The sequence below is a fragment of the Myxococcales bacterium genome (assembly GCA_016720545.1).
GTDB lineage: Bacteria > Myxococcota_A > Polyangia > Polyangiales > Polyangiaceae > JAAFHV01.
This window is the reverse complement of the sequence record JADKKK010000027.1, coordinates 1-6,956: the sequence shown is the minus strand read 5'-3', so window position 1 is coordinate 6,956 and position 6,956 is coordinate 1. Positions and strand designations below refer to the sequence as shown.

Sequence of the window (6,956 nt, the reverse complement as noted above, 5' to 3'; positions counted from 1 at the left end):
GGCACGCCGCCCATCGCCGTGAGTCTGAACACGGCAACACCAAGCGCACCCGACCGATCGGTTTTCCTGCTGCTTCGTCGGTCTCACCATGTCGTCCTTCCTGATCAACATTTGTTGCGCGCTACTCCTCGTTCTTTGCTCTCCATTGCTCGGCGTCCATCGCCCATTACCGCTGCCCGCTTCACTGATTCGATCGAGGCCACTCAGGCCAATTGCAAGGCCTCTCCAGTTCAGCGCATCGGTTACTTGCCGCTCTTTGACGGTGTGTAACTGGCTTTCGCATCGGTGATCACCTGCTTCATGTTCTCGCTCGCGACGACGCCCTCGGCCGCCTTCTTGAGCGACTCCGCATCCATACTTGCAGGGTCCTTGCCGCTGAGGAACAGGCTCGTAAGCAGTCTGAGATACACGTAGCCCGAAGCCAACGTGAGCGCATAGGACGTCCCCCCGATCACGACCGATGCGCCAACGCTGCCGAGGCCGGGCAAGATCGAGAAGATCGTCGAAGTGACCAATCCAGCGACGAAGTATGCGGCGAGGTTGGTCGCGATTGCGGTGCCGAGTGACTTGATCAAGTTCTCGGTGAGCGGCAAACCGATTTTGGCGTTGATACGCCCGTACATGCTCCAGATGAATCCCATACAGATGCCTGTGGCCGCAATCCCGCCAGCGCCAGGGATCCAACCCGCGGCCAAACCAGACGCAGCAGCGCCCGCCGAGTGAATCTTGACGACCTCAGCGATCTCCGCCGGCAGATTTTCGTCGACCGCCTTGTTGAGTGCGTGAACCAACTTCTCGGCGGCGTGGAGGATGTGCTGATCAGACATGACGACTCTCCTTGAAGATCCCGACGATGCAATTGTGGGACGTGTTATCCATGTTCTTCTTTTCTACCCGAGGTTCCTGCGGGAGGGTTCGACCGTGGTCCGCGTCTTGCTCTCTTCGAAGCTCGTTGCCCGCCGCTCTTTCGAGGCTGCCCAACTCAGAAGTAACCCGCTGCGGCCTATCCGCCCCCCACTCGCGCCTTAGCCCGCTGTTGCGTAACACCCGAACGTCCCTCCGACACCCTATCCGCGGATCGCCGTGGTTGGCCCGCTTCTACGTAACTCCATAACGGGCGATTCCGCAAGCGCCCTCTGACCCCTGCGGCTCCACCGGCGGATTCCTCCCGCTCCCACGCAACCGGCGCCGCGTCGCGCCGAGAACGCACGAGGCCGCGGGACACCCGCTGCGCCCCTGGAGATCCGCCATGACGCTCATCGAAGCCCTGAAGGCCACGCTCCGCCGACTGCACTACTCTCCCCGAACCGAGGAGGCGTACGTCCACTGGACGCGGGAGTTCCTCCGCTTTCACCGTCGACACCCGCGCGAGCTGGGGTCCGCCGAGGTGACGGACTTTCTCAACGACCTCGCCGTGCGTCGGCGCGTCGCCGCCGCCACGCAGAACCAGGCGCTCTGCGCGCTGGTCTTCCTCTACCGCAAGGTGCTCGAGCTCGAAGCTCCGGCCATCGAGGGATTCGAGCGGGCGCGCCGCCCCGATCACCTCCCGACCGTCCTCTCTCGCGCCGACGTGCGAGCGCTGCTCGACCGCCTGGAACCGCCCTTCCGTCTCATCGGCGAGATCCTCTACGGCTCGGGCCTCCGCCTCGGCGAGTCCATCGCGCTCCGCGTGAAGGACATCGACTTCGAACGCCACCAGATCACCGTACGCGGCGGAAAGGGAGCGCGCGATCGACCCGGCGCTCCTGCCAACGCGCGTGAGGGAGCCCCTGCGCCTCTGGCTCGACGCCGTCGGGCGACGTCACCGCGCCGACCTCGACGCTGGCGCGGGAGAGGTCGACCTCCCCTACGCGCTCCGCACGAAGATGCCGGGCGCCGCGACGAGCCTCGCGTGGCAGTACGTCTTCCCTGCGACGCGTCCGTGCATCGACCCCGCGACGGGCCGACGTGTGCTGCATCACATCCACGAAACCGCCGTGCAGAAGGCCGTGCAGGCCGCGGCACTCGCCGCGAAGATCGACCGCCGCGCGAGCTGCCACACGCTCCGCCACAGCTTCGCCACGCACCTCCTCGAAGCAGGGACCGACATCCGCACGATCCAGACGCTGCTCGGCCACCGCGACGTGCGAACCACCATGATCTACACCCACATCATCGACCGCGGACCGCTCGGCGTCGTCAGCCCCCTCGACCGCTGAACGGACGTCGCTCCACTGAACAGATGCAGACGAAACCATATCCCCGACCTCAGTTCACTGACCTCGCGGACATCCTCACCATGTCCCCGACCTCAGTTCACTGACCTCGCGGACATCCTCACCATGTCCCCGACCTCAGTTCACTGACCTCGCGGACATCCCCACCATATCCCCGACCTCAGTTCACTGACCTCGCGGACATCCCCACCACCTCCCACGGCGCTCCGACGAGCCCGCCGCGAAGACCGCGGGAGCCTCCGCCCTCAACCAGAGCCCCCCTGCCCCGCCCTCAACCCGCGCGCGGTCGCCACGCGTCGACGAGGAAGTCACGCAGCGCCGCGACCTTGCGCGGAACGTGGCGCGCCGCGGGGTAGACCACATAGAGCGCGCCGAACCCGTGAGACCACGCCGGAAGGACACGGACGAGCGTCCCCCGCGCGAGATCGGCTGCGGCGTGGGTCTCCGTGAGCGGACCGATTCCACCGCCCGCGCGCAGCATGCAGCGAAGCATGTCGAGCTCGTTGGTCGCCGCCCGCGCCGCGGCGAACGCGCGCCCCAACGTCTCCGGTGGAACCTCCGTGCGCGTGAACACCGGCAGATACGACACGAGGTCGTGGTCCGCGAGCTCCTCCGCGCGCTCCGGCGCGCCCCGACGCGCCACATACGACGGCGATGCGTACAGCCTCAGCTCCGCCGAGAGGATCTTCCGCGCCACCAGCGCGTCGCCGGTGGGCCTCGGCGTGCCTCGAAGCGCCACGTCGAAGCCCTCGCGCACGAGGTCGACCTGGCGCTGGCTCAGCTCGATCTCCAGTCGAAGGCCGGGATGGCGCGCGCCGAAGCGGACGAAGACGTCTCCGAGGAGATCGCCGCTCGATGCGGGCGCGCTCACACGCAACGTTCCGCCGAGGAAGTCACGGCTCTTTCCGACCGTGAGCGCGGCCTCGTCGAGCGCGCTGAGATGGGGTGCGACCTCCGCGAAGAAGCGGCGCCCCGACTCGGTGAGCGAGATCGACCGCGCGCTGCGTTGCACGAGCTGAACGCCCGTCGCCTCCTCGAGCCTCGCGATCGCACGCGAGAGCGTCGATCGGGGAACGCCGAGCTGACGCGCCGCTTCGGCGAGTACACGGCGGCGGAAGTAAGGCGAGGGATTCGTGTCGAGGCGCGTTGCTCAACAAGGCGCGGATGCGAAGGCGGGCTGTCGGCCCGTCGAGCAGACGCAACGACGTTGGGCGACGCGCATCGGCACGAAGCACCGACTGACTTCCGCCGACGTGTACTCGGGGTTCCGCTCGCCGCGACGCGGGCAAACATCGAGATCTCGTCGAGGAGCATTGGGAATCACCTTGTTGCGTGGGGGCGACTGCAGGGTCAACTTTCGCCGCCTTCCGTCTCGAACGCCGCGGGACGATGCTGCCCCCACGATCCCACGTGCGGATCGGGAGGCGCTGGAATGACGAAGAAGTTGTGTGTGGTGGTGGGCGTGGGTCCCGGCAACGGCGCGGCGATCGCGCGCAGGTTCGACGGAGAGGGCTACGCGGTGGCGCTCCTCGCGCGCTCGACCGAGACGACGGAGCCGCTCGCGAAGAGCCTCGGTGATGCGAGGGCGTACTCGTGCGACGTCCCGATGAAGCCTCGGTCGCGTCTGCGTTCAGACGATCGAGCGCGGCATGGGTCCCGTCGACACGCTCGTCTACAACGCCGGAACGGGCACGTGGGCCACGGTCGAAGAGGTCGCGCCCGCCGCCCTGGAGAGCGCCTTTCGGGTCAACACGCTCGGCCTGCTGCTCGCGTCGCAGAGGGTCATTCCGCAGATGAAGTCCCGCGGCGGAGGCAACATCGTGGTGATCGGCTCGACGGCCTCGCGCCGTGGCGTCGCGCGCACGGCCGCCTTCGCGCCTGCCAAGGCCGCGCAGCGGAGCCTCGCCGAGTCGATGGCGCGACACCTCTGGCCGCAGCACATCCACGTGTCGCTGATCATCATCGACGGCGTCGTCGACCTGCCGAAGTCGCGGGCGTTCATGAAGGACAAGCCCGACGACTTCTTCATCTCGCCCGACGCCGTGGCCGCGACGGCGTTTCACCTCGCGACGCAGCATCCCTCCGCGTGGTCCTTCGAGGTCGAGGCGCGCCCGTTCGGGGAGACGTGGTGATGGTGACGCCCACGCTCGAAGAGATCAGCGCCACGCTCGAGAACCACGCGGTCTTCGTCGTGATCGCAGAGACGCTCGACGCCTGGCAGCCCCCGAGCACGCCCGAGGGACGGAAGGTGCTCCACGCGCACCATCTGTGGGCGATGGAGGTGCGTGCGAAGGGACGTCTTCTCTTCGCGGGACCGCTCGACATGGGCGCGCACGGACCTGCATCGCCGCCGTCGATCGGCGCGCCGACGGGGCTTCTCGTGCTTCGCGCGGCCTCGAAGGCAGAGGCCGAAGAGATGGCGCAACAAGATCCGCTCCACCGCGGGGGCTTTCGGAGGAACGTCGTTCACGCGTGGTCGATCCGCTGGGGCGAGTCGGAGATCACGTCCGCAGTCGGCGCCGTGCTCGCGACGCCGCTGCGCTAACACTAAGGTCCCATACTGGTGTGGGTGGAGCACCGGGCAGGAACCGGCGGCCGTAAGGACGCCGGGGCGTCACGCTGAGATCGCTCCCGGCGTCCTTACGGCCGCCGGTTCCTGGAGTCGACCGTGGCTCAAGGACGCGGCACCAATCCGTGGAGTCGGTCGCGGCTGAAGGAACCGGCGGCCGTAAGGACGCCGGGGTGTCGCGCTGAGATCGATCGAGGTAGGGATGGCCGCCCGTGAGAGCGGCCATCCCCCCCGCCGAACCGGACAGGCGAATTTCTCGCATCCGGCTCTCCCGAAGCGCGTTCACCCCGTGAGTGGGAGCGCGAGTTGGACTGGGGTGCTGGCCAGCGAGAGCAGCCCCAGCCTGACGAAGAAAGCGTTCGGCCATGTGATGGAGTCCAGGCCGCCACCTCGGCCGCGCTTGCCGCTCCGCCGTCGCAGAATGGATCGCAGTCGGCCTCGGACCCAGCGGTCAATCCCGTCCAGGGGCGTACGCACGCTCTTGATAAAGTACGAGAGGAACCCGCGCAGCACCACGTTCACGCGCTTCACGATCGCGTTCAGCGAGCCTCCGTTCGTGCGGCGGGTCAGCGGGCGAAGCCGCTCGCGCAGCTTCATGACGCTCTTCTTCCGGGGCCATTTCTTCGTCCGCCTCGGGTCGTCCCGATGCTCGCGAAAGTGGTAGCCCAGAAAGTCGATCCCCTCTCTCACGGTCACGAGTGCGATGCGTGTCTTCGTCGGGTGCAACGTCAGTTCGGCGATGCCGCACCAACGCGCAACCTCCTCCAACGCGCGCCGCGCCTCGTCCTCCGTGCGGCACTGGATCACGAAGTCGTCAGCGTACCGTGTCATCTCGTAGCCCTGCTTCGCCATCAGGTGGTCCAGCGGGTCGAGGAACACGTTCGCCAGTAACGGGCTCATCACCGCGCCTTGCGGCGTGCCGACGATCGGGGTCCAGCGTTGTCCTTCGTCGTCGACGGGTTGCTTCAGGAACTCCTCGATCAGCCCGAGGACGCGCCCGTCTGCGATCCGTCGTCTCACCAGCGCCATCAGCCGCGGGTGCGACACCGTGTCGAAGTACGACTTCAAATCCACGTCGACGACCCACTTGAGCCCCGCGTTGAGCAGGCGCTCAACGCGGTCGATGGCCTGGTGCGCGTTGCGCCTCGGACGGAAGCCGTAGCTTTGATCCGCGAACTCTCGCTCGAAGATCGGCTCGATCCCCGCCCGCAGCGCCGTCTGCACGACGCGGTCACGCACCGTCGGAATCCCGAGGGGCCGTAGCTCTGCGCCGCCGACCTTCGGGATGTAGCGTCGACGAATCGCCGCGGGACGGTAGCTGCCGTTCCGTAGCGCCTCGCACAGCGCCTTCAGGTGCTTGTCTCTGTCGCGCTCGAAGTCCCTGACCGAGACGTGATCCACACCCGCGGCGCCATCGTTCGCCTTCACTTGCGCGAAGGCGCTCTCCAGCGCTTGGAGCGTGGTGAACTTGTCCCACAGCGTGTACCAGACGCTTCCTTTCACCCCGTCTTCCAGGGCTCGCACCATTCGCTCTGTCCAGACGGCGGGGTCTGCCCAGGACCAGCGCGCGGGCAGTCCTGGCCTCTCTCCGGCGCGGTTAGCCCTCGCGGGCACTCTCGTCGGCGGGTCCGACGCTCCTTCCTCGGGGGCGTCGTTCGGCGTGTGATCCTCGTCCGTTCCGTTCATTGCGGATCGCTCTTCCTGGCCCCCTTTGCTCCGCGGTCGTTACCCGCCTCTTCGCTCGTACGGGGCCTCTGAGTCCGCAGCGCTCGTTGCGGCCGCTGCGGCCTTCCCTCGTTCACGTCGCCAGACCTTCCCAGCATCCTGCCTCCAACCACCCCCAGCTCCCTCGCACGCCCCTTCGCGTTCTCTGCGTGTCTTGAGTCGCCGCCGCAGGCTCTCGCCCACGATGGTCTTGACTTCGCCCTTGGAAGGTGGGCTCGCCGAAGCTGAAAGCCGAATCGAGTTCCTATCGTGCGGGCTGCTGGTTCACCTCCGGTTGCTCCCCACGCCGCGTTGCCACGGTCGCAGTTACTTTCGGTTACCGGGTCGGAACGTCGACCCGGGAGGGACTTTCACCCTCTGGTTCCGGCGCGCTCCGAGGCGCACCTCCCGGCGTCGTGACCGCCGCCGGTTCCTTGCGCGATTGTTCGCGTGCCCGGCACGTACGC

Annotated in this window: 5 protein-coding genes and 2 pseudogenes; 4 read left to right on the top strand and 3 right to left on the bottom strand. The window is 67.2% G+C overall.

Annotated features, from left to right (window positions below):
* Nucleotides 1-242 precede the first annotated feature (242 nt).
* Nucleotides 243-827: a hypothetical protein gene (locus IPQ09_26250; GenBank protein MBL0197654.1), complete on the bottom strand. Its 585-nt coding sequence runs from the start codon at nucleotides 825-827 to the stop codon at nucleotides 243-245.
* 422 nt (nucleotides 828-1,249) lie between these two features.
* Here IPQ09_26250 and IPQ09_26245 point away from each other — a divergent pair.
* Nucleotides 1,250-1,735: pseudogene (locus IPQ09_26245) on the top strand (phage integrase N-terminal SAM-like domain-containing protein).
* A 130-nt stretch (nucleotides 1,736-1,865) separates the two neighbouring features.
* Nucleotides 1,866-2,198, top strand: a complete 333-nt coding sequence (locus IPQ09_26240) for a tyrosine-type recombinase/integrase (GenBank protein MBL0197653.1) — start codon at nucleotides 1,866-1,868, stop codon at nucleotides 2,196-2,198.
* A 289-nt stretch (nucleotides 2,199-2,487) separates the two neighbouring features.
* Here the strand turns inward: IPQ09_26240 and IPQ09_26235 are convergent, their stop codons facing one another.
* Nucleotides 2,488-3,228, bottom strand: a complete 741-nt coding sequence (locus tag IPQ09_26235) for a substrate binding domain-containing protein (protein MBL0197652.1) — start codon at nucleotides 3,226-3,228, stop codon at nucleotides 2,488-2,490.
* 420 nt (nucleotides 3,229-3,648) lie between these two features.
* Here IPQ09_26235 and IPQ09_26230 point away from each other — a divergent pair.
* Together IPQ09_26230 and IPQ09_26225 are read left to right on the top strand one after the other, a co-directional pair.
* Nucleotides 3,649-4,348: pseudogene (locus tag IPQ09_26230) on the top strand (SDR family NAD(P)-dependent oxidoreductase).
* Nucleotides 4,348-4,761, top strand: coding sequence for a hypothetical protein (locus tag IPQ09_26225; protein ID MBL0197651.1), 414 nt, complete (start codon nucleotides 4,348-4,350; stop codon nucleotides 4,759-4,761). The pseudogene IPQ09_26230 and the gene IPQ09_26225 overlap by 1 nt, the downstream one beginning before the upstream one ends.
* Nucleotides 4,762-5,067: 306 nt before the next feature.
* Here IPQ09_26225 and ltrA read toward each other — a convergent pair whose 3' ends face one another.
* Nucleotides 5,068-6,312, bottom strand: coding sequence for a group II intron reverse transcriptase/maturase (ltrA, locus tag IPQ09_26220; protein ID MBL0197650.1), 1,245 nt, complete (start codon nucleotides 6,310-6,312; stop codon nucleotides 5,068-5,070).
* Between the last annotated feature and the right edge of the window lie 644 nt (nucleotides 6,313-6,956).